The organism is Bacillus cereus group sp. N6 (genome assembly GCF_016483705.1).
GTDB lineage: Bacteria > Bacillota > Bacilli > Bacillales > Bacillaceae_G > Bacillus_A > Bacillus_A wiedmannii.
Genome location: NZ_JAEHBI010000004.1, coordinates 79078 through 101322 on the forward strand (window position 1 = coordinate 79078; position 22245 = coordinate 101322).

Sequence of the window (22245 nt, forward strand, 5' to 3'; positions counted from 1 at the left end):
CCTAAATTTGGCTCAAGGTTAAACTTAAGCTACTTTATTGAACTCTCCTAAACGAAGAGAGATAACATATCCATGTTGCTCTTGTGTTGCTCCTTCAATGCCTAATAGAGTTGCTGAGTGTTGGTTGCCGTCCAACAATAGAGCTTCAGTCATAGGTACTTGCCCTTGTGCTACAACCGCTCCGTTTTTACCTACCATTGTTACTAGTTTATTTGTTACAGGGCCGTTTCCTAATTGCAACTCACTCTTTAGGTCAATTCGTTTGCCGACGGATTGTGCCCAAGATTGCGGTGAGTAGCCCGTCGCAAATCGAATAATTGTTTCAGTCTGAGTTAAATTGCCTGCACCGTCTTGTAAATTACCCATTACTTGAACGGTTTGTTTTTGCTCAGTTTGTGTATGGATACCTGTTTCTTTTAGTGTTTGATTAATAACACCTGTAACTAATCCATTTGCCGCTTCTGTCAACTCTTGACGAGAAGTTGGTAATACTTGCGTTTGATTACGAATTTCTTGAACAGCTCCACCCATATCTTTCGCTTGAGATTGAACTAGTTCTTGATATCCTTGTGTATAGTTAGTGCCTGCAGTAGGATTGATTAATTGTTTCGCTTCTACAGGATTGTATTCTTTATTCATTAACGCTTCCGCAGATACCGTTTCTTTTGGAGCGTTTACTACTGGTGCATTTTCAACTACTGGAGTTGTTTGAGTTTCTACAGGAGTAGCTTCTGTCTTAACAGCTGCAGCTGCATGTGCATTAGCTAACTCTTGTTGTCTTTCAGCATATACTTCTTCATTGATTGGTAAGAAACTTGTTACTTCACGAGCTTCCCCTTCTTTTTCATATGGGAATAATGTTACTTCTTCTAATCGATCAAAGACTAAGAATAGTGATTTACGTTGAGTTCCTTGGTCCACTAATAAGTTAACGTCTGTAATACGAGCTAACCATTTAGAATTACGCATTGTTTCTTTTGTTAATGTGTTAGATGCTGTTGCCATTTCAAATACATCGTACATTAATGAAACACGTTTCAGTTGTTCTTCTGGACGAGTGAATAATCCTAAGTGAACAACTTGTCCAATCATTGCTTTAGCAGCTTCTAAACTAAACATAGATTCTGCCATTGGATGTAATGGTAATGCAATTTCATTAGTTAAAGGGAAATCAGATGGGACTTCTCCTTTAGCTACTACTTCTACTGATGTTTGTTCAGGTTGTGTTTCTACTGCAGGTGTTTGAGTAACTGGCGCCGGCTGCACAGTTGGTTCAATAACACTAGCATCTAATTTAAATTGAGCATATGTTTTTCCATCTTGCTCTTTCATTGTGTAATCAAGGATAGTAGCCATGTAGTTGTTTGGTTTAAGAGCTGTTTTCTCATCAACACCAACTACAACTGTACCGTTAGCATTCTGCGTAAATAATCGAGCGATTCCATCTGCAGAACTAATTCCATATTTTTGAGCCATTACAGCTTCTTTTTGATTTGCGAATGTACCAACAAAGCTTGGGTGAAGCATGAAACTAGATACGATAAATGGTTTCTCTTCCACTTCTTCTTGTGTTGTTGGTTCTACTACTTGAACAGGTTTCTCTTCAGCTACAACCTCTTTAGATTCAGCTTCTTTAACGTGTTCTGGAACTTCACCTTTTTCTAAAAGATTTGTAACGTTCTTTACAACCCAATGATCCTTCTCTAATAATTGAAGGTTTTTGTATGTAACATTTGTGTAACGAGCACGAGAACGCTTAGTTACTTCTCCAAATGAAACTACATCACAAGTAATGAATCCATCGTTCTTAAGATGTTTCTGTACATGCTCTGGGAATTGCTCTAACTTAATTGTCTTAGCAATAGCAACTACTTCATCATCTAAGCAAAGCATTAACATAAATGAACGCTTCTCACGGAAGATAACACCACCACGTTCAATGATTTGATTCATGTGTTCTTCTTCTTTAGCTGTAGAAATAAGACCAAACTCTTCTACATACTCAGTTTCATCTACTGGTGCTTCTACTGTTTCTACTGTTTCTTCCGTTACCGGTTCTACTTTTACTGTTGGTTCTTCAATTGGTGTGTCGATTGGTAATTCTACTTGCTCAGCTTCTTCTAATTCTGCTTTAGCTTCGCCTTCCATATCTTCAACAGTTTGAACCTCTTCAGTATTCATGTCAGCTGCTTCGTATTTTACAGCCGCTTCATCTTCTTTAGTTTTAAGAAGTTCTTCTGCTAATTTAGATTCTTCCTCTTTAGCTTCTTGTTCCATTTGTTGATTGTATAGAGCAGCTGCGTCGTTTTGGTCTAGTTCTGCTCCTAATACTGTTTCTTCTGTTACAGGAAGAACAACATCCTCTGTAACTGTTTCAACTGGCGCTACTGTTTTTTCTACATCTGGTACTACTACAGTGTTAGATGATAATGCACTTAGGTATTGTTCAATAACTGTTAACATGCGTTGCTTAACAGCATTGTCCTCTTCGATGTTTACTCGTTTTAATAAGTGATCAAATTCTTGTACGTTCATTAATATTCTCTCCTTTTCATATGAATCGATTTGTTTTTGAATTGAATTTACTGGTTTCATAATCTACTTACTCCTCTCACGATCTGATTGACTTAGATGAACGTAAGCAGTTGTTTCTAAAAATGCAATAACAGGGCAATAGTTTTTTCGGCAATAAATTAGGCAAAAGAAAAAGCCCTTCGGCAAAAGGACTCTTTCGTTTAACTAATTCAAAAAGGGAAAGGGCGTTAGCCCTCCCTCTTAAGAATGGTTTCTTACTTTTCTTTTACAGGTAATACATACATCAGAATAATAATCTACTTTGTGCTTTTTTCTAAGCTTACAAATAACTGACGTTACCTTTTTACACATTTTTGGCACCTCCTTCCGTTACTGGTCTAACTGGTAATAATGTAGCTCTTGATGAATGAGTAAGAGCGTTAAAATTTGTATAGTGATGATATAATCTTCTTTCTGCAAAGATCTGATTTAGGTATCCCATCGTAATCAATGCAGCCATTTCATTTGATTGCATTCTTTGTGGTTGAGAAACAATATTCTGTCCACAACTTTGTGAAGGTAAGAGACTTTCATTGTCTTCTAATATGTCTGGATAAACTCCGGCAACCGGTGCCAGCATCGTACTGTTGTGATGTAATCCAACTACACAATGACCTGCGTATCCTGAACGAATTTTTTCTTCATCTGTTCCTTCAAGTAATACACCATCAACTCCACAATCTATGTAGATAATGTTAGGGTCTTTCAAAAAGTATTCGTGCATAATTTTTCTCGAAGCATGATTATCAACTGCGCCAATTAATACACGGAATAAAACACGAGAAGAATCAAGAACGTATGTCTCCTGATTAGAGCGGAAACAATTTGTTAATTCCTCAACTGACTCTACATATTCTTCACGATGATAGATAGGGAACTGATAAGACATTCCATATCTCTCTGCTAACACTTTTGCCTTGTTCTTATCTAAGTCTCTAGGTAAGAATGGTTGTCTTTGTAAGTTTTTTTCTTCGACTCTATCTAAATCAACTAACGTATAATCAAATGTTGTGTGACTTGAATTTTTAGTTAAAGAGGATATTAACTTAGCTAATCGCTGCGTTATATATCCCCCATTCCCTCCACAACCAACTTGTACAATATCAAAATGCATTGTTCTACTTGGATAAAATTCTAGCGCTCTCATTTAATCACCCATTCTTTGCGCCTTTTACGATAGGCACAATCAGTTTTTTGTCTGCATCAACATCCATGTGGCAACGTTCTTTAGAAAGTTCAGGGTAATCTAATTCCAACCATTCACGAACTTGTTCTAAAGTCATATCGTTTTCTGGTGGATTATATTGCTGTGCAGCATAGGCGATATTCCAAGTTGTATCTACTTTTATATTCTTTTTATCTACTGGCTTAGTAGCCTTCTTATCTTTCCCTTTTGCCTTACCTGCTGCTGGTTTCTTTTCTTCCTTATTAACTTGAACTACAGGTGGCTTCTCTTCTTCTTTCACTTGAACAACTACAGGTGGTTCAGTCTGTGCTACATTATCAAAAGGATTGTTACTACTAGGGTTATCAAATAAATTTGTACCTGCTGTTGTTTGAAATAGCCCATCAAATTTTTTTGATTCTGTTGGATCTAAGAAGTCATTCTGTGATAAATCAATCTTGAATAAGTCGTTTTTCTCTGTCATATAAATACCCTCTTCCTATTGAATTAATATTGGCGATCTATTTTACCGGGAAATACACATTAACGAATCTTTGAACTAAGTCCACTGATGTATAATCCTCTTCGATTAATTTGTCATAATTAAAATGAGGTTGTCCCTGCGTTTCACTAAAGATTTGTCGCAAAGGCCAACCCCATTTATTTTTATTCTCTAAATTGTAGTAGTGATCTGTGAATGCTGCAGAAAGCCAGTTATGAATAAACGATGACATCTGAGCTAAATCCTGCATCTCTGTTAAAAAGAAGAAACACATTTCTCCGTCCTTTTGTACATGTGAAAAAGGAAAACGATATAACTTAGTTGTGTCACGAAATACTTTATCTCGGAACGCATAACATCTCTTATTCTCAAGAATATATTTATCTCCATTTGGTCTAAATACAAAAACAAACAATAAGTTTGGAAATGGAATTTGCTTATACTTTGTTGAATGATATGTTAAGTTATGTTTGAATTCTTTCTTCTCCATGAATAAAACAATTTTCCCATCTGGTAGAGCCATGTATTTAACAGTGCCAGGTGGTAATGCAGGTGTTTCAAAAACAGGTATATCTAACTTCTTTGTATTTGTTTTTGTTTCATAGCAGTTCTTCTGTACAAATTCAAATAGTGTATTGTGATCTATATGGAATGAGCGTTGTGCTCCGTTCTTCTCGTATTCGACAAGTGGTAATTTTTCGTCTCCAATTGTAATTTTAATCATTTTGTAATTCTCTCCCTTCAACTAATGAGTTAATAGCATCGTTGACATCCCTAAGTTCTATTAGAAATTCAATCGTATCATTTATATCAAGACCTCCATTGTCTTGCATGCCTATCATGAAAGTACCAGGTTGGTTTGCGAAAGTAGAATGAACAGGGTCATCGCTACATGCAATTTTAGAATCTGGTAAGTAAACAAACTCAACTAAATTTCCGCAACTTGTATTTGTAAGTACTTCAATACTCCTTGTGAATTCAATAAAAGTTGGTTGATTCGCATAAGGTAATAATGAAGGAACACGTATAGCCCCAGCTATATAGTAATTCCATCCGTCTGCAAGCTCTTCAGACACTTCATGAGGTACATCAATCCAATCAAAATCAAAATCGAATAGGTAAGGTAATGCCTCTTGCAATTCGTGTATGTATAAATCGCATTCCTCTGAAGTGCATTGTTTTAAGAACTCAATCAATCCATCATCTGTAATGTCATACGATTTAATTAGAGTTTGAACGAACAGGTTTCGTTTAGCTTCTAATACGGGAAACTTTAACATGCGTCCACCTGCTTTCTCCTTTGTATTTCATCTACTAATTCTTTATAGAATTCATAATATTCTTCAGCAAATTTTGAATAAGCGCCCATAAATCTAGGTCCGAATTCTTCAGTGGTATGGAATTCAAAATCGCACCAAAGTATATACGTATACTCCATATGTTTTTCAAATTGTGTATACCTAGATGAGTATCCTCCGAAAAACTGACTTGCAAAATACGTTTCGTAAAATTCTTTAAAACTCATACATACGTCACCTAAATTATGAAACATATCATCTATTCGAACCTTTAGTTCAGTTTCCTCAGCTTCTGTAAATAAATGAAGATTATCTAACAATAAACCGAAATGAAAAATACCAGCTACCTCAATCGGACAATGATCTTGAACATTTCCTTGAATGTTTCCAATACAACGGCCGAAAGCTTCATTAGGATAATCTAAACACGTTGAACTCGTTAGATTCTCTAATACTTCGGGTATATAATTACAAAAAGACATCTGTTCACCCAAACTAATATAAGTGGGCTCTACAATGTCTCTTGGGTATTCAACAAATTTATTTATATGTGTTTGAGTTTTAACATAGGAATAATAACGAAGTGTATCTCTGTAATATCCTGCTTCAAGATTATTAATCATATAAAATCACAATCCTCAGCTAAATGCTCTTTTAATTTCGAAGCTTGTTCTTCCACTCCTAAACTTCTACCAAATTCATAATAGTAATCACGACCATTGCTAGTTGTTGGTTCTTCAATGAGTTCTTCAAGATCATGAGAAATGTGTTCACAAGCCATCTCTAATACTTCATGAGATGTTTTGTCTATCATTTCTTGTGGAAGTTCACCTTCTGTAAATAGAATCTTATATATAGAAGAAATTTCATCGTATTGCTGTAGCCATTCTGTAGGAGTAGCTTTATCCTGATTACTTTCAAACGTTTCGATAAGAGCATTTACATTAATCTTATCTGACGGAATTCTAGTTACAATAACATTGCTTAACTGATTTATACCATGTAAAGTCGGTTTCATAATATCACTCCTTTTATTCGTAAAACAAAAAAGAAGAAGGTTATCCCCTCTTCTCTTTGCCTACATTATTATATGAATTGAATTCCAACCGGCTTCTTCTTTATTGAGCATCTTTGAAGAAGTGTAATACTTCATCTAAGAAAAAGATAGGCGTTCTGCCATTGTTTACAAACTGCAGAGGCTTTGGAAAATTCGGCTCTCTTCGATGCAGATTCCAAATTTCATGTCTTTCTTTTTCTGTAATACTTACAATATCGGGAATACTTACTAGTCTAGGGAATTCTGTTTTATCCATTATAGTTTGTAGTACACTCCTTTAACTTCTTGTTTCTTACATGCATTCTTTGTATCAAAAATAACACGAGAATGAGAAGCAACCAGTTGGAAATCGAAAGCTGAATGATCTGTTAAGATAAACACAAGATCGAAATCTTGTAATTTCTCGTATTCAAGATTGTTAATCTCATACGTTTTTGACTTCGTTTCAATTTTAGGAACATTCGGATCGAATAATGTTACGTCTGCTCCATATTGCTCAAGAACAGGTAGTAGTTTATATATAGAAGATTCTCGCATATCATCGACATTCTTCTTATATGTTACTCCAAGAATAGCAATCTTAGCATCTTTGATTGATTTACCAGATTGATTCAAGATCTTAATCATCTTGTTAACTGTGTGTTCCTTCATCTTACTATCTAGTTCACCAGCTATGTCTATGAGCTTAGTTGTATAATCGAATTGCTTCGCTTTATATGAAAGATAGTATGGATCAACTGGTATACAGTGACCACCTACACCTGCTGAAGGATAAAATGGCATAAAACCAAATGGTTTTGTACTTGATGCATCGATAACTTCCCAAGCATCAATGCTCATCTTATCAGAAATCAAAGCAAGTTCATTAGCTAAAGCAATATTCACGTAGCGGAATGTATTCTCATAAACTTTAGCCATCTCTGCTACTTTAGTTGAAGAAACAACTGTTGTATTATGACCTAGAAATTGTTTTGCAATATCAGTGCAAGAATCAGTATGTCCGCCAACGATTCGCGGTGTATTATCAACATTAAATACGCCATTTGAAGGGTCAATTCTTTCTGGAGAATACGCTACGAAAACATCTTTACCTACCTCAAACCCCTTCTCGATTAAAGGCTGAACAATGTATTCTTCCGTAGTACCAGGATATGTTGTACTTTCTAACATAACTAGTGTACCTGGTTTAATATTATCCAAAATAAAATTCATAGAAGACTCCACATACTTTAAGTCTGGTTGTTTGAATTCATTAATCGGAGTAGGAACACAAATAGTAATAACATCTGCATGAGAAAATGCAATTTCACTATTTGTAGTTGCAATGATAGAACCATTTAAAACGTAAGGTGCTAACTCATCAGTTGGTACATCTCCAATGTAACTAATACCTCTGTTGATTTGGTCTACTTTGTTTTGGTCTACATCAAAACCAATTACTTTAAAGCCTGATTTTGCTTTTGACAAAACGTTTGGTAAACCTACATAACCAAGTCCTACTACAGTTGCAATCGCCTGTTTAGTGGATACTCTTTCTAATAATTTAGTATATTCTGAATTTAAAATAGTTACTGACGTATCCAATGCTGGAATAGACATACTATTGTTCCTCCTTTATTTATCTAGTTCCCCAGCCACTCTTCTTAAGTGTTAATAATGCGTAAATTCGTACAGGGAAAAGAATTAACATATGAATTAATGATAAAAATGGTGTAATCAAAAAGACTAATGGATTTCTAAATATGTAATAGGCACCGCTCATCATAGCAGCGAGAATTAAATATGTCGCCGAATACAGTAGCATTAACCAAATCGGTAAAGTTGTCCCATTAAATATTTCGTATATTTTAGTTACTGCGAATATGATCCACATAAAGCCTTCTCCAAGTGTCCAAAACAGCATAGCTGGTCTTTTCCAAGCGAACTTCAATGTATAAATCGTGTAAACATAGAATGACTTGTTCCATCTCACTTGTTGTTTAAAGAAGTTTTTTGCTCTTTCTGGAACATCTGTTATACAAAGCGCTGTACTTTGATACTTCGTTTTGTATCCATCTTGTAATGCGAACATTGTTAAGCAGCGATCATCCCCTGCTTCATTTTCAACGCCTAGTAATTTAGCACTCGTAAAGAAATCTAAGTTTTTCATAATAATATTCTTACGATGAACACTTAAAGCACCTGAGCAAACAAGAACTGTGCCCGTAACAGATTGTGCTGCACGTCCAATACGGAATGCACTAGTGTATAACACATCCTGTAGTCTAGTCATGATAGTGTTCTTGCTATTCCTTGGTAAGATGTGACCTACTACAGAAGAAACTTTAGGATCACGTAAAGGTTTTAACAATTCTCTTAATGCATCAGAATAAATATATCCATCTGAATCTACAATAAAGATAATGTCGCCTGTTGATTTTTTGAATCCCCAAGTTTGTGCTGCACGTTTACCTTGGTTCTTTTCAAATTTGTGTGCAATTATTTTAGGTAAGTGTCTAGTATATGATGCTTCTGCACCATTCTCTAATGTTGCTGCTACTTCAGAATAAGAATTAAACTCTTCACTAATTCTAAGTACTTCTTGATATCCTGAATCATCTTCACTTCCATCATCAATAAAAATAATTTCGTGTATTGGATAATCTTGATTTATTAGACAATCAATACTCTTTTTTACTGATTCAACACCTTCATTAAAATTAGGTATAATTACAGAAACTTTATAACCTTCTAGAGGTTCTTCTCTTACTGGTCTGTAGAAGAAAGATATAACAACTCGGAATAATATATACAACAAAGATACTGACGATAATACGCTAACGTAATAGCTAACTCCTTTAAAAAGTGTTTGATCTACTACCATAGTCATTCCAAAAACAGCTATTGCGAAAATAGAAATAACTATGATCCTTCCCATAAAACTTTCTCTGAGTTTTGCTTGTTTTGCACCCAATAAGACTTCATTTTCTTTCCTGAACTGTTGATTCTCTGCGTGGTGTTTTTCTAGCCCTAGAGACATTTGTTCCTCCTTTTTTGACACGCTTGTGTCATTTTTGTTGAAGAGATGATATAATTTCATAGATACAAAACACTTGTACAGACAAGACACGCATTATCCACGTATACGTCACGTACCAGTCACGTACATTTCTAGTTTATGATACGTCCGTGTCACGTACAAGTCAAGTACAAAAATGTAAGATTATGTAGAATTTCACCGGGAGGTTCCCATATGAACGATAGTGGAAGCACAAGAAAAGACGTTAGAGTTCCCAATGAATTAATAGCAGAAGTCGAAGAATATCAAAAGAAAAACAATATTAGATATTGGACTGTCGCTATGCTGTTATTAGTTCGAAAAGGGTTAGATGCGGAGAAAAAAGGAGAGTGAATAATCGCTCTCTTTTTTCTATTTAATCCATCTAATGTCTTTCTACATAAATCAGTTTTCTAGCAAAGTGCAATAACTCAATCTCAATGTTTTGAGGTCGAACACCCTGCTCTAATAATTGATTTATGTGTGTCTCCATTTGTGCTTTCAATGATGCCATAACATCTTCTGCGCTCATGATTATTCCTCCTAATTAGAGTCCACATAATACTTAAGTATTTGAAATGAAGTCATTCATTTTGTACTTACAAAAAAAGATTCAACTTATTGAAAACCGTTTTTCTAAGTACAAATAAATCAACAATAGTTAGGGGCGTTAGCCCCTACCACTGTTTTGAGAAGAACTCACAAATTCTTCTCTACTCTACTCACTCTTTATTGCTTAATTAAATGTTTGTTAAATTACTTAGCCTCTACTAGAGGTGTTCCACCTTGTACAGTTACCCAGCCATGCTTAATACGTGCCTCGGCTTCTAATTTCTTAAGTAGTGGATCAGTTACAGAATTAGAAACGATTTGGTTTGCTTCTGCTTCAGCTTTCGCTTCAACCAATTTCTTCTGAGCTTCACCTTCAGCGATTACTCGCTTTTTATCAGCTTCAATCTTTTCGTTTTCAAGCTCGATTTTCTTTCTCTCTGTTTCTTGAGAAGCTTTAATACGAGCATCAATTGCAGATTGAGTGTTTGCATCTGGCTTAGGGGCACTTAAAGTTACATCAGAAACCATAAATCCAAGATCTTTCACATCTTCTTCAAATATCTTTTGAATATCACCCTGCGCTTTTGTAGAATCCGCACCGTAGATACCTAATAAATCATATTTAGAAACAGCTGCACGACCTGCTGCTAACATACGTTTTTCTAAATGACCATTTTCAATATTTTTGACTGGGACGTTACCCCATTCCTTAAAGATAGTAACTGCTTTTGTTGGATCAACTTTATAAGAATAAGACAAGTCAACGTTGATATTTTTTCCGTCTCGTGTAGAAAGGACCATATCCTTATAAGTAACTGTTTGTTTACGTGTTGGATATTCAATTACTTTATTGAAAAGACCAATAGGATGCCAACCTTCTGACAATGTTTCATTTTGAACTCCACCTGAAGGACTATAGACTAAACCGACATTACCAGTGGGGATCTTTTCAATAAACATTGGTACAATGATTCCTGCTGCTAAAATAATAGTTCCTACAATAGCCCCACCAATAACAAATGGTTTCTTTTTGTAGAACTTTGCTTCCTGTTTATACTCTCTCTCGTCAAACATCATCTCTAAATTCCTCCGCTGCCTTATGTTTTATTTGCTTTGTTCTTTTAATGGCTACATTACCAATCTTGCTAAAGAAAACGCTTAGTAATAACCACACGGAAAGCAATAGCAGGATGAGAACGATAATAGAACCTATAAATACCATAGAATACCTAACTCCCTTTCTCTTACCCAACAACAAGTTTCCTGGCTATGTTGAATTACAAAGTAAGCACTTATTTATATAAATTCAAGGTCAATTTCTGGAAATTAATAAATATTTTTTCTAAAAGTTAACACAAACAAAAAGCGACCCATTAAAGGATCGCTTGATAATTTACTTACTTGTAGATTTATATATATATGTTAAAGAAATTTCCCTTGAAGTGTTTTAAAGTAGATTCCCCTAGATTTTAGTGAAATCTAATCTATACCCACCCAACCTCCAAAACGTTACTAAAATAATGATTCAAAATCCCCCTGCTACCCCTAAATAGAGAGGGGATAACTTGTCCATTATTTTTAGATAGCTTTTCTTAACTCATGCTTGTATGAACCCTCATACTTGTCCCCTGAAAGATCTACAATAGTTAATGTATGAATGTGAGGACAGTCTTCTTTTAACAGTTCATAAATTTCTTCAATACACGAATAAAAAGGCTGATCCTTTCTTGAACGATAACTGTTCAAATGGACTTCGCCTTTTCCGTCACCTATATTTATAAATTCAAAGAAGATACGCTTAATATTTTTTTCAGGATCTTTGTACTTGAAACGATAATCTCCGTCTACAACATATGTTTCGATTCCCTCTTTATCTAATCGACGAATATTCTCTTCCATACTAAGACCCATCCAACTAGCTATCATTCTTCCGTATATGTAAAAATCAGCTTCACAATTTATAGATATTTTTACCGCTTCTAATAAATCATCCGTCGGTAAATCAGTAGGTTTTGAAGCATATTCCCGCCATATTCTATACATGTAAAAACCCCCACTTAATTATTGTTCTATATTTAATATATCTATTTCTTTTTACGTGGTAATCCATATTTCGTACTTTGGCTTAGGCAACCTTTTGCAATTTTCTTTGCTTCAGCTGAAGATATTTTAACTTTTACGCCCATCGTTACCGCCTCCTTAATTCCTCAGTATGCCCATTTGCAGAAAAATTATACATGCTGTACTACTTCCCCATCCCCCAACATATGATTTTTATATCTAGTACAAAAAGAATGTGTCCCAAACTTAAAATACGATTTTAGGAGTGAAATAGGATGAGTAAAGTAAAAGAGAGGAAGATAAGAAGTGACAAACGCAAGGACGTGAAGCCAACTGTTGAACTCAGTTTGTATGATTGCGTTTCTCGAATCTCGTACATTACTAATACACCAATGAAAGATGTCGGTGAAATATTCTGTACGCATGGTTTGTATTCTAAAAAAGTTATTGATTACTTGTCCAAAAAGTTCAGAAGAGGCTACAAATTTAAGGATACTATATATATGGGTAATAGAGAATTAATGTCTGAACGAGTTAGAAAACATTCAAAATCAACAACAAGAATTACAATGCGTTTTAGACAAGAAACATACGATCATCTAGCTGATTTAGCATATGCATTAGATACAACTGTTTCAACAGCTACAGCTATTTTGCTCGATGCTGCTGTTAGGAATACGGATATCGTAAACGAATACGTAACTAGGTTTGTTGAAGAAACCTTAGATGACAACAGAAAAGATCAGCTTAAGAAAGTTCTTACTTACATAAGAAAAGAAAATCCTTATGAAACGAACGAAATTACATTAGCCCAGCTAATTAGCTACATCCTAGATGGTTTTAAAGGACATTCAAAACACATCAAGCAAACAATCGAAAGTTGGTTAGACAATGTAACTGAGAGGGACTAAGCTCCCTCTTTTTCTTCGTTTCTTCCCCAATAAGCATCGGGGCCCTGTAGCAATCTTTCCACTAATTGTTTAAACTCGCCCCGATTAATAAAGCCTCTGAAGGTAATAGATTCGAAATCTTCGATGCTACCGTCCTCATGTTTATAGCATGTCCACCATTCGTCTCCTCCATTCACTTGATTTACAAATAATAAGCGATCATATGCAAAAGCTGAACGGATAGACCAGTTCCCTTGTTTCATCTTCTGCTCTAATTCTAGAAGACTTAGACAAGTATAAAGACCGTAATCATAGTCGAGTTCCATCATTGGGTCGTCTTCAAAATCACAACCACCAATCTTCAACCAAGTATTCTTCTGACACTTCGCCTTTACTTCTTCTACTGTAAACATAGCTTCGCTCATATTATTTACCTCCAATTATTCTTCTAAGAGACATATCTATTTTAAATTGTAAGCGTCTTTGTTCTTCTTCTTTTTTATACTGTGTCATAATCTCATGAGCTTTCTTCCATGAATACACATACGCGGGATCTCCACCATATGCACGACTAATCACACCTGTACTGTCTTTATAGAGGTGAGACTTATTAAACCAGGGTAAAAATTCTTGAATGGTTGTCCCTCTTCTACAAACTCGTAATCGCTTAGGTGAAATAGCCCAATATGTTTTATAAATATAAGGACGAAAATATCTTTTTAATAAGTGAAAAACATAACGAGGTTTTGTTAAGTTTTCAAAAATAATAATTGTCTTCTGAACTTTATCTTTTTCTTTGCCAAGTGTTTTTAAATCTACTCGGAATTTTTCTTCTTTGGTTAACAACAATCGCCGCCATCCTAAGTTTTGTAATTCGTTCATTTTATGATTCTCTCCCTTCTACAAATAAAATAAGAGCAGGCATAGCCTACTCATTAACTAAGTACATAATCATTGTTCACTACAAGAAAGGTGCGGTATGGAGGTAGATCGTCGTAGTTAACCGCACCCTTCTCATGAGACAAACATTAACAGTTTGAAGGACGCCAACCCTTCTTGTAGTGAACAATGTGGAGAAAGCAGGCTTATTTAGCCTACTCTCCGATTAAATGCATACGTAATTGAGTAATAACTTCACCCAACCAGTTTGTTCCTTGCCATGTGCTTTTATCTTGAGCACGAGGATCTGTATCTAATAATCCAATTCCCCAAATCTTATCGTATGGGCTTGCTTCAACAAGTTCAGTCCCTTTTGTTGATTTCAATACTTCAAGAAGCTCAGTGTTTTGTGTGAACTTCAAGTAGTTACCACGGTAAACAATCTCTTTGCAGTTATCATTCCATAACTCTGCATCAAATGGTGTTACTTTGCGCCCTAATGCTTTATGTTCTCTTGGGTTAAAACCAGCATCCATAATTAACTGTGCAGTTTTAATATCACCCATCAACATAGCTTTGTGATACATCATATATTGTTCGGCACATGTAAAGACTTGTCCGTTTTCCATAAATAAAGATTGATGCCATTGAGAAAATGGTCCATTCCAAAAGAACGTAAATTTTTCAGTCATTATAACTCTCTCCCTTTAATTAAGTAAGAGCAGGCTTTCACCTGCCCGATTACTATTTATCTTCTTTTTTCTTTGTAAAGATGTAATAGCCATTGATGCTATTATTCGTGTTTTCATCAGTATTCACAGAAACACTAATGACTTCTAAACTAGGATTATCTGTTAGAAGTTTTTCATATCTCGGAGGAAGATCAGCCTTCCCATTCTCATGAGGAATGTAATAAAGCTTATCTTTTACTAGCATCTTATAATCAATGCTAATAACTTGGTCATCCTGCTTCTGCATATACGGATCATTATTACACCCAGCTAAAATACCTGTTGCTAATCCTACAGTTAATACGGTTGCGATTAATTTCTTCATGCTGCAGCACCTCTATTTAAGTAAACAAATTGTTCTACATATTCACGGTCTTTAGAAATCATAGGAGTCTCATGATCTACTGACCATTTACTTCTTAAAGCACCATTCTTTTCGTAGAATTCTTTAATAATGCACACACCACGTTTTTGCCATACAGGTAAGTCATTCCAGTTGATGTTTTTCTCAGTCATTAACTTATCCTGCATATCCTTACCATTAAGGCCTTGCAGCTCTTTATGTGGGAAGTTAGCTTGAGCAACCATTGAGATGCTATTCTTTGAAGCATCTTGCATTCTCCAAATGAAGTAGTTTGCTACCTCATCCTGTGGTAATACCTGTGCGCGACCATCAAATGTAGCAAGTGGCTTGTCCGGATATTTCTCTCTCATAACTTCATTGAACTTTGCAGTTGCCATAGAAGCTGAAACAGAAGCTATTTTTTGAAGGTTATTCTCAAACCAAGATTGAGTTGAAAGCTTGTCGTAGTTCGTAATAAGAATACTAATCTCATCCGACTGATGATAAACCAGTTTTGCACCCATAATATTTTGAGCTAAGTACTTGCATGTTTCCCAAAATGCTTCTGCTAAATCTTGGTCAAAAGGCTTAGCACAACCTTTTGTATATGTATGAAAGTGTGCTCCATCAATCCTTACAATTACGGGCATTCTTTCAGGTAGCTTAATACGATATGCATTCTCGTATTTCTTCATGCGATCCCCAAATTTGTCCATTGATTACCCTCTCCATTCAATTCTTTTAAAACGATTAACTTTTTCATAAGCTTCCTTCATGAAGTCATAATATTCTTCACCATCTGCTTCTTCGAATTCTTGCATGTCCCACGCTAATAAAGCTTGAGATATAATTAATTGCATATATTTAATTGTTATAGATGGGTTGTCATTATTTTTGCAGACCTCAATTGCATTTTGTGTTTCATTCAAAATTACATTTAGTAACATTTCAAGGTCGCCTTTATTAATACAATCAACTACCTGTGTTTGTTCTGATTCCATTATGAGACTCCTCCTTGTATCGTTGCATTCGAATACCATTTTCTATACCGCTTAAACAAACAAAGATGTCAAAGATTTCACCGCTATAAACATGCTCTTCCATGACATGATCAGCATCTAAATCCCTCTCCCATTTAAGAGCCCAATATGGTTCGTCGTTCTCTAGCTCTTCATTGAGAACTAGAGATTGACCGGAACCAGACACATACTTGTTTATTTCACGGATTTTAAATTCTACTAAATCCTTGTTACTTCTTGCTCTAGTCATTGATACTACCCCGCAAACTCATAAGTATGAATAGAGACATTAAACTGTTTAGTAGCTTCTTCTAAGATGCCTGTTACCACATTCCAGTCTCCACCTGCTCTTGCACAACCCATAAACTTAGGTACACCAATCTTTAGCTGAGACAAGGAACGTTCTCTTAGCAAGCGGTCAGTCAAATAGCTGAACAAAGCTTTTTTCAAAGCTTCATAGTTTGTATATAGTTGTCGATCTGCTCCATAGTAAAGTTGCCCATACAAGTTAACTATTTCTATATCTTTTCCGTTATTGTGAACATTTGCATGAGTATATGTTCCTAACTTTTCTGCAGGAGAAAATGGAGAAGCACAATCTACTTCATACACAATCGGGAATTCTGCTCGAATTTGTTTAGCAATACCGCTTCCCATCGTAGACTGACAATTTGCTTGATGCATGATTACGTCACAATCTGAACGCAAGATATCACCTTTATGTTGAATGATTAATTCTTTCGGATTAATTTGTACCATTTTCTTCTCCTTCTTTATGGCATAGTCTACACAATTGCCTGTACCACCTGTTGTACCATCCCATACAGCGATTAGCTCATCGCATCGATTAACCATATATTCATTACGCTTTTGCATCAGGTAAGGCTTATATAGTTGTTTAGAAACGTATGTAACAACATCAGCTTGCTCCACAATACTCTTCCATTGATCTTGAGATGGTTTTGGCCATTGACTAGAATGTGCAGTACATGGAATAGCTGATTCTAAGGTAATGTTATATCCTTGTCTTTTTAATTTAAGGACGACTAACGCATAAATTGTGTCTCCTCCTAATGCCATACCGCTTATTGCATGTACCTGTTTCCCTTGATTTAAATGGGAAAGAAGATGCTCTCGTAGTTTAGTAGCGATAGCAAGATTACCTGGTGAAAAATAATCGTACCCATATAATTTATTTGGACGATGTGCAGTTACTGCGATTGTAATTTTTTCTGTCATAGCTAAATCTCTCCTTTAATTAAATTCAAAAAAGGAGGGGGCGTTAGCACCCCTGGGAATCAATTTTGTTTGATTGCTATGTTAATAGCTTTTTTGAAGTTGAATCTGTATTTGCTATTCATAAAACCTATTAAGTAGTCATGATAGTCCGGTTCGATGTTCTTAAGATATGCTAATTCTCCGTTAAGTTCTAAAGCATATCCCCTATCTCGTTGTCCTCGATAGAATTGGAATAACATCGTTTTAATTCTTCGCTTACGCTTATGACCAACTGTAAGGTTATGATCTTTGTTATACATAATGCCAAGATTCCAATTCTTTCCCGATCTTGAACCATATCTCGTTTTTGTATCCTTGATAGTGAATGGAGTTCCTTCTTGTTCTAGTACTCCTTTAACCAGTTCAACTATTTCTTCATGCCTAAATGGTTGTTTACTACTAACAAGCAAGTCATCAGCATATCTAGTGTAAATAAAAGATTCCTCGCTTCTTTCTGCCAATGCGTTGTTAATTTGAGTATCTATACTAATCATCAACCAGTTAGTAAGTATCGGAGAAAGCGGAGTCCCTTGTGGTAATTCATTTTCATGACAGGCTAAACCACATAAACTACTAATAAAACTCGTATAATCTGTTTCGGTCATTAAGCTGAATGGATACAACTTTTTTAATTGGATAGCAATAACTTGTTCAGAACAATTGTTAAAGAATTTCTCTAAATCCATTTTGAGAAACCAATTTGATTTATTCCGTTGGTGACATTGGATTGCTTTTAAACAGTCACGGTTTGGGATGTATGCATAAGCTGAATCATGTGGTACTATACCAATGCTTTCTAAATCAAATTTAATTTCTCTCATAAAAGATTTAAGTTTTTCTTCCGGTGCTTTAATTGTTCTAAACCCACCAGTCATTTTAGGTAGATTAAAAATCGAATACTTAATAGCTGACTGATTATTAGTTAACCAGTCTTTTATTTTCTTTGTTAGTCCGAGTATTTGTTTATTTATTGCTTCGAACTCACGATACTGCTCAATTGTTATTTCTTCGGATTTTAATTTAGTAGTACTAAAACGCTGATACTTTGAATCGTTTTGATTCTTTGTGTTGTGTGTATAGTACATGTTAATATCCTTTCCTTTTTATCTTCTTGTTTAATAGTTCTTCGAAAGTGTGTTCGAATATTTGACGAAGAAAGGTGCCGTTTACTAGATCTAACTCCAGCTGCAGTGGTCCCGACGCGGCGCAGCCTCATCCGGGGGAGCTTCAGGTGCCCCAGAGATGGGTGCAGCCCGTGCTGTTCCTGGCCATCTGGGTCCAGATTGCACTTTCTCTCTCTAAAAGTGTGTTTCTCTTGCTCATTTGCTAAGAGATTTTAATTTGTCAGATTAAAATTTACAACTATTAAACTTAATCCCAAAACGCTTTAGCTAATACAATCTTTTAAAAGTGTTTTGTCAATTAGTATTTTATGGACAACAAAAAAAGTAGGGGCGTTAGCCCCTACTAAATTAACCTTCGTTAACCATTTCATATAACTGTTCTTCAGTGATAACAGTTACGCCTAAACTTTGTGCTTTTGCTAATTTACTTCCTGCAGCTTCACCTGCAACAAGATAATTCGTATTCTTAGAAATTGAACCCGATGCTTTACCACCATGTTCTTTAATAAACGCTTCAATTTCTTTACGAGGACGCGATACCTTGCCTGTAATAACAAATGTATTACCTTCTAATTGATTACCGGAAGACACTGCAGCTACATGTGTAAGTGTTAAACCAAGGGCCTTTAACTCCTCAATCATTTGAAGATTACCTTCGTTATGGAAGTAATCATAAATACTTTGAGCAACAGATGAACCTATATCTTCAATTCTCATCAAGTCTTCTACAGATGCATTCGCAATGTCATCAATATTGTTGTAATAACGTAGAAGTCGTTCTGCAGTACCTTTTCCTGAATGTCTCATACCTAATGCATAGATAAATGCTTCAAGTGTTCTTGATTTGGATTCTTCAATAGCAGCCAATAGTCGGTCTGCTTTTCTTTCTCCAAATCTATCTAATTTCAATAACTCGTTTCTGTCTAATCGGTATAGATCAACGAAACTATTGCGAATTAAACCTGCTTCAAATAATTGTTCTGCAGTTTTCTCACTGAAAGAGTCGATATTCATCGCTTCACGAGAAGCAAAGTGAGTGAATTTACCAACTGATTGAGCACTACAGCTATCAATATTCATACAACGTAGATGAGCACCATCTTGAACTAATACAGTTTCACATTCTGGACAGTGAGTAGGTGGTACAATTTCAGTACCTTCACTACCTTCAACGATTCCCATGATTTCAGGAATAACATCATTACTACGACGAACAAATACTTCTGCTCCAACCTTAACGCCTTTACGTAAGATATCATCATAGTTATTTAAAGTAGCCTTTGTTACAGTAGTTCCACCAATATCAACAGGCTCAAGATGAGCAAGTGGTGTAAGTTTACCAGTACGACCTACTTCCCATGTAACAGAGTTTAAAGTAGTTGTTTCTTCAACCGCTTCAAACTTGTATGCAATAGCCCATTTAGGGAATTTTGACGTATAACCTAGTTCCTCACGAATATGTAACTCGTTAACCTTAATAACCATTCCATCGATATCCCAGTTTAGCGTAGGGCGAACTTCTTTCATTTCTTCTAGCTTCTCAATAATTACATCAATAGAGTCTGTTACATAGAAGTACGGATTGATCTTAAATCCTTGTTCTTGAAGGAATGTCATCATTTCTGCTTGAGTTTCAAACGTGATTCCTTCGCTATAAGCAATGTCATACCAAAATGCATCTAATGGTCTTGAAGCTGCAATTCGTGGATCTAAGTTTCTTAAAGCACCAGCAGCTCCATTCCTTGGATTCTTTAATGGAGTTTCGCCTTCTGGTAAGGAAGCATTGTAAGCTTCGAATCCTGAAATAGGCATAAATACTTCTCCGCGTGGTTCAATTACTCCCTGGAATCGAATATTCAATGGAATAGAACGGATTGTTTTAATTTGTTCAGAAACAATTTCTCCTATTTTACCAGTACCTCTTGTTCTACCTTCACCAAAAGAACCGCCGCTATAACGTAGAACGTTAGCTAATCCATCCATCTTTTGTTCTATTGTGAATGTAGCGTTTGGAAACTCACGCTTAACATCTTCAACAAACTTTCGAACCCCATCATAAGTTTGAGATTTCTCTAATGAGTAAAGTGGCATTGTGTGTTCTTTCTTCTCAAACTTATCAAGAACTTCTCCACCCACTCTATTAGAAGGAGAATGTGCTACTGTCCATTCTGGATGTAGTTCTTCTATCTTTACTAATTCATCATAAAGCCTGTCGTACTCTGCATCAGATGCAATTGGTTTATCCATTGTGTAATAGTGGTGGTTAAGCATTGTAAGCTCGCCTACTAAGTGAAGATATCTTGCTCTTAAATCAAACATGTAAAAACCCTCCTAGTATATAAGTACTTTATGTTAACATCATATTTCTCTTTTGTGTGAATTACTTTTTCGGGCAATAAGGTTTACCCTCTGGTGTTAAGATAGGTGTAACAGAAGCAGCGTACCCTTGGTTTGTATTCATAAATTGGCAGCCTGTCGCTGTATCTTCAAAAATAGTGATATCACTTGCTATTTTATCTTCTCCTATTACTTTCAACCTGCCTAATGAAGCACCTGCTGAACTCTCACATGCTCCTAAAAGCATAACTCCAAGTAATACAATACCAATTGATTTTTTCATAGATATTCTCCTTATAAAAATAAAAGCGGTTTTTACGCCGCTTTATTCTTTAGATATTTACAGAAAGTGCTTTTACTACGTCACTAACAAATGCCGGATCAAAACCTGGTTTTACTTCAATAGAAGCTTCACCAATTTTAATTCGTAAGAAATCATCTTTATCTGTGTTGATATTATCTTGTTTGTTTGTTGACTTCTTAACAGGTTCTCCCGCTGCATTTAATAACGGTAAAACTAACTGAGTAGTTTTCACTTCTTGTGTAGTTGCTACAGCTTTACCACCAATTAGTTCAGCCACTGTTTCTTCCACTGTTTTATCTATAGTTCTAGCACCGTGTACCTCTCTTAAAAGTGCGATGTCTTGAATAAAGTAGATACGGTGTTTGTACTTATTTCTACCAAAATTGTGCCCATACTTTTCTAAAAGAACAGAGTATCGACATAAAGTTTTATTCGAAATGTTAAGCAACTGAGTAACATCTTTCGCGAAATACTGCTTATCTGTTACTTCTTTCTTTTTAGCTTGTGCTGCTCGGTAACGTTTAGCACCAGTATCTTCAATCCCAAGTTTGTTCATCCAATAAACAAGATTAGATTCGTGGAAGTCTTTACCGTTACAAAAATGATACTTACTTTCCCCGCTTGCTAAATATTCCGCAATTCTTTTCTTCCATAACCTTGTTTTGTTTCTAACTACTTTCGCCATTATATATCTCCTCGTGTATTAGTAAGCAGAAGCGGATTTTACTCCGCTCCTAATTGAACATTTTCAATAGCTTTAAGATAATTGAATGCATTTTGCTTCTTATCATTCTCAAAGCTTTTTTGAAGTACCTGTAAGTGACCCCATTGAAGACGGAAATCATCTATATCAGTTCCTTCTAGTTTTGACCATTCCTTGAATACTTCCCAGTCACTCATTTTATTAGCTCCTAATTACTTTGAATTTCTAATAAGTTTAACAACGATATCAAGTAATACCGCTAAAAAGAAAACAACGCTCAAGGAAAGAGCCAGTTGAGTTATTTGAGTTGGTTTCTCTGTATAACATATTGCTTCTATAACGAGTACTAGAGCCCAAACTAGAAGCAATTTCTTTTCTTTTTGGAGCATAT

The 22245-nt window shown here is 35.5% G+C and carries 29 protein-coding genes; 2 read left to right on the top strand and 27 right to left on the bottom strand.

Annotated elements, in window-relative coordinates:
* Window positions 1–24 precede the first annotated feature (24 nt).
* From JDS99_RS05275 to JDS99_RS05320, 10 genes are all read right to left on the bottom strand, one after another.
* Window positions 25–2595, bottom strand: a complete 2571-nt coding sequence (locus tag JDS99_RS05275) for a hypothetical protein (protein WP_199694679.1) — start codon at window positions 2593–2595, stop codon at window positions 25–27.
* A gap of 283 nt (window positions 2596–2878) precedes the next feature.
* On the bottom strand, window positions 2879–3721 hold the full coding sequence (locus JDS99_RS05280; RefSeq protein WP_199694680.1) for a ThiF family adenylyltransferase: 843 nt from the start codon (window positions 3719–3721) through the stop codon (window positions 2879–2881).
* A 4-nt stretch (window positions 3722–3725) separates the two neighbouring features.
* Entirely contained in the window at window positions 3726–4223 is a 498-nt protein-coding gene (locus JDS99_RS05285; protein WP_199694681.1) for a hypothetical protein, read from the bottom strand.
* Window positions 4224–4260: 37 nt separating this feature from the next.
* Window positions 4261–4965 (bottom strand): hypothetical protein, encoded by a 705-nt coding sequence (locus tag JDS99_RS05290; RefSeq protein ID WP_098265086.1) that lies wholly within the window; start codon window positions 4963–4965, stop codon window positions 4261–4263.
* Entirely contained in the window at window positions 4958–5521 is a 564-nt protein-coding gene (locus tag JDS99_RS05295; protein ID WP_139888832.1) for a hypothetical protein, read from the bottom strand. The genes JDS99_RS05290 and JDS99_RS05295 overlap by 8 nt, the downstream gene beginning before the upstream one ends.
* Window positions 5515–6162: a hypothetical protein gene (locus JDS99_RS05300; RefSeq protein ID WP_199694682.1), complete on the bottom strand. Its 648-nt coding sequence runs from the start codon at window positions 6160–6162 to the stop codon at window positions 5515–5517. Before JDS99_RS05300 ends, JDS99_RS05295 begins: the two co-directional genes overlap by 7 nt.
* A complete protein-coding gene (locus tag JDS99_RS05305) occupies window positions 6159–6557 on the bottom strand; it encodes a hypothetical protein (protein ID WP_098265083.1) in 399 nt (132 codons plus the stop codon). The genes JDS99_RS05300 and JDS99_RS05305 overlap by 4 nt, the downstream gene beginning before the upstream one ends.
* A gap of 100 nt (window positions 6558–6657) precedes the next feature.
* Window positions 6658–6852, bottom strand: coding sequence for a hypothetical protein (locus tag JDS99_RS05310; protein ID WP_098265082.1), 195 nt, complete (start codon window positions 6850–6852; stop codon window positions 6658–6660).
* Window positions 6852–8195 (bottom strand): nucleotide sugar dehydrogenase, encoded by a 1344-nt coding sequence (locus tag JDS99_RS05315; RefSeq protein ID WP_199694683.1) that lies wholly within the window; start codon window positions 8193–8195, stop codon window positions 6852–6854. The genes JDS99_RS05310 and JDS99_RS05315 overlap by 1 nt, the downstream gene beginning before the upstream one ends.
* Before the next feature lie 19 nt (window positions 8196–8214).
* On the bottom strand, window positions 8215–9615 hold the full coding sequence (locus tag JDS99_RS05320) for a glycosyltransferase family 2 protein (RefSeq protein ID WP_199694684.1): 1401 nt from the start codon (window positions 9613–9615) through the stop codon (window positions 8215–8217).
* A 213-nt stretch (window positions 9616–9828) separates the two neighbouring features.
* Here JDS99_RS05320 and JDS99_RS05325 point away from each other — a divergent pair, with 213 nt between their 5' ends.
* Complete coding sequence (locus JDS99_RS05325; RefSeq protein WP_180358555.1) at window positions 9829–9987, top strand: hypothetical protein; 159 nt, start codon at window positions 9829–9831, stop codon at window positions 9985–9987.
* A gap of 31 nt (window positions 9988–10018) precedes the next feature.
* Here JDS99_RS05325 and JDS99_RS05330 read toward each other — a convergent pair whose 3' ends face one another.
* The 3 genes from JDS99_RS05330 to JDS99_RS05340 form a co-directional block, all read right to left on the bottom strand.
* The gene (locus tag JDS99_RS05330; protein WP_179885048.1) at window positions 10019–10165 is read right to left on the bottom strand and encodes a hypothetical protein; all 147 of its coding nucleotides are present in this window, start codon (window positions 10163–10165) and stop codon (window positions 10019–10021) included.
* 224 nt (window positions 10166–10389) lie between these two features.
* Complete coding sequence (locus JDS99_RS05335) at window positions 10390–11262, bottom strand: prohibitin family protein (protein WP_199694685.1); 873 nt, start codon at window positions 11260–11262, stop codon at window positions 10390–10392.
* 501 nt (window positions 11263–11763) lie between these two features.
* Window positions 11764–12228 carry a hypothetical protein gene (locus JDS99_RS05340; protein WP_199694686.1) on the bottom strand — a complete coding sequence of 155 codons (465 nt, stop codon included), beginning with the start codon at window positions 12226–12228 and terminating at the stop codon, window positions 11764–11766.
* Window positions 12229–12749: 521 nt separating this feature from the next.
* Here JDS99_RS05340 and JDS99_RS31875 point away from each other — a divergent pair.
* Window positions 12750–13157, top strand: a complete 408-nt coding sequence (locus tag JDS99_RS31875) for a hypothetical protein (protein WP_228247812.1) — start codon at window positions 12750–12752, stop codon at window positions 13155–13157.
* Here JDS99_RS31875 and JDS99_RS05350 read toward each other — a convergent pair.
* From JDS99_RS05350 to JDS99_RS05415, 14 genes are all read right to left on the bottom strand, one after another.
* Window positions 13154–13561 carry a hypothetical protein gene (locus tag JDS99_RS05350; protein ID WP_098787254.1) on the bottom strand — a complete coding sequence of 136 codons (408 nt, stop codon included), beginning with the start codon at window positions 13559–13561 and terminating at the stop codon, window positions 13154–13156. The genes JDS99_RS31875 and JDS99_RS05350 overlap by 4 nt on opposite strands.
* A gap of 1 nt (window position 13562) precedes the next feature.
* Window positions 13563–14018: a hypothetical protein gene (locus JDS99_RS05355; RefSeq protein ID WP_199694687.1), complete on the bottom strand. Its 456-nt coding sequence runs from the start codon at window positions 14016–14018 to the stop codon at window positions 13563–13565.
* Between the two features lie 212 nt (window positions 14019–14230).
* Complete coding sequence (locus tag JDS99_RS05360) at window positions 14231–14707, bottom strand: NADAR family protein (RefSeq protein ID WP_199694688.1); 477 nt, start codon at window positions 14705–14707, stop codon at window positions 14231–14233.
* A 52-nt stretch (window positions 14708–14759) separates the two neighbouring features.
* Window positions 14760–15071 carry a hypothetical protein gene (locus JDS99_RS05365; RefSeq protein WP_199694689.1) on the bottom strand — a complete coding sequence of 104 codons (312 nt, stop codon included), beginning with the start codon at window positions 15069–15071 and terminating at the stop codon, window positions 14760–14762.
* Complete coding sequence (locus tag JDS99_RS05370) at window positions 15068–15805, bottom strand: tRNA(His) guanylyltransferase Thg1 family protein (protein ID WP_199694690.1); 738 nt, start codon at window positions 15803–15805, stop codon at window positions 15068–15070. The genes JDS99_RS05365 and JDS99_RS05370 overlap by 4 nt, the downstream gene beginning before the upstream one ends.
* 3 nt (window positions 15806–15808) lie before the next feature.
* Window positions 15809–16090 (bottom strand): hypothetical protein, encoded by a 282-nt coding sequence (locus JDS99_RS05375; protein WP_199694691.1) that lies wholly within the window; start codon window positions 16088–16090, stop codon window positions 15809–15811.
* Window positions 16062–16358, bottom strand: coding sequence for a hypothetical protein (locus JDS99_RS05380; protein WP_199694692.1), 297 nt, complete (start codon window positions 16356–16358; stop codon window positions 16062–16064). Before JDS99_RS05380 ends, JDS99_RS05375 begins: the two co-directional genes overlap by 29 nt.
* A 5-nt stretch (window positions 16359–16363) precedes the next feature.
* On the bottom strand, window positions 16364–17347 hold the full coding sequence (locus JDS99_RS05385) for an SLOG family protein (protein WP_199694693.1): 984 nt from the start codon (window positions 17345–17347) through the stop codon (window positions 16364–16366).
* 59 nt (window positions 17348–17406) lie between these two features.
* Window positions 17407–18471 (bottom strand): reverse transcriptase domain-containing protein, encoded by a 1065-nt coding sequence (locus JDS99_RS05390; RefSeq protein WP_242475651.1) that lies wholly within the window; start codon window positions 18469–18471, stop codon window positions 17407–17409.
* A 387-nt stretch (window positions 18472–18858) separates the two neighbouring features.
* The gene (gene ligA / locus JDS99_RS05395) at window positions 18859–20829 is read right to left on the bottom strand and encodes an NAD-dependent DNA ligase LigA (RefSeq protein ID WP_199694694.1); all 1971 of its coding nucleotides are present in this window, start codon (window positions 20827–20829) and stop codon (window positions 18859–18861) included.
* Between the two features lie 61 nt (window positions 20830–20890).
* Window positions 20891–21130, bottom strand: a complete 240-nt coding sequence (locus JDS99_RS05400) for a DUF6440 family protein (protein ID WP_139888847.1) — start codon at window positions 21128–21130, stop codon at window positions 20891–20893.
* Between the two features lie 49 nt (window positions 21131–21179).
* Window positions 21180–21836 carry an IS66 family insertion sequence element accessory protein TnpA gene (gene tnpA, locus JDS99_RS31880; RefSeq protein WP_242475659.1) on the bottom strand — a complete coding sequence of 219 codons (657 nt, stop codon included), beginning with the start codon at window positions 21834–21836 and terminating at the stop codon, window positions 21180–21182.
* A gap of 38 nt (window positions 21837–21874) precedes the next feature.
* Complete coding sequence (locus JDS99_RS05410) at window positions 21875–22051, bottom strand: hypothetical protein (protein WP_199694695.1); 177 nt, start codon at window positions 22049–22051, stop codon at window positions 21875–21877.
* 15 nt (window positions 22052–22066) lie between these two features.
* Window positions 22067–22243, bottom strand: a complete 177-nt coding sequence (locus JDS99_RS05415) for a hypothetical protein (RefSeq protein WP_199694696.1) — start codon at window positions 22241–22243, stop codon at window positions 22067–22069.
* Window positions 22244–22245: the final 2 nt, after the last annotated feature.